The sequence below is a fragment of the Micromonospora sonneratiae genome (genome assembly GCF_042679305.1).
GTDB lineage: Bacteria > Actinomycetota > Actinomycetes > Mycobacteriales > Micromonosporaceae > Micromonospora_H > Micromonospora_H sonneratiae.
Genome location: NZ_JBHTMP010000180.1, coordinates 1 through 515, shown reverse-complemented (window position 1 = coordinate 515; position 515 = coordinate 1). Strand labels below are relative to the sequence as shown.

Below are 515 nucleotides of genomic sequence, written 5' to 3'. Positions count from 1 at the left end.
TCAGACGGTGACGATCCGCCGGAGCCGCCCGGCCCGACCCGCCTCTGCGGGGACATGCGATGAGCCGCCACCGCGACACCGGCTACCAGGGACGCCATCGACGCGACAGCCCCCGCTTCCGGCAACCCGCAGCCGTTTCCGCCTTGCCGCCCCGTCCGGCCTGGGCTGACCAGCCCACCACCATCCTCAGCGGGCTGGTACTCACCCACGCGCAGCGGCTACGCCTGCCCGACATCGGGGGCCGCCGATGACCACGCCGCCCCTGCCGCACATCCCGCCCGGCACGGTCCTCACCCTGCACTCCGCAGACTGGTACCACCCCGAAAAAGCCAGCCACGACAACCCGCACAACATGGTCATCGTGGTCGAGAAAGTCCATACGGACGGGGCCACCGCGACTGCGGTTTCTGTCTGGGTTACCGGCCACACCATCACCTGCACCTGGCCCACCAGCGAATCCCACCCACCGTGCGTCGAGCTACGCGTACGGGTGGACGCCCTTCGTCGGACCGTCG

General features: G+C 70.1%; 2 protein-coding genes. Both read left to right on the top strand.

The window, feature by feature from the left end; translation table 11 throughout:
• The first annotated feature begins 59 nt into the window (after positions 1–59).
• Complete coding sequence (locus ACFQ4H_RS34895) at positions 60–251, top strand: hypothetical protein (RefSeq protein WP_377579564.1); 192 nt, start codon at positions 60–62, stop codon at positions 249–251.
• The coding region (locus ACFQ4H_RS34890; RefSeq protein WP_377579562.1) for a hypothetical protein at positions 248–515 on the top strand (268 nt) is incomplete at its 3' end. The genes ACFQ4H_RS34895 and ACFQ4H_RS34890, both read left to right, overlap by 4 nt.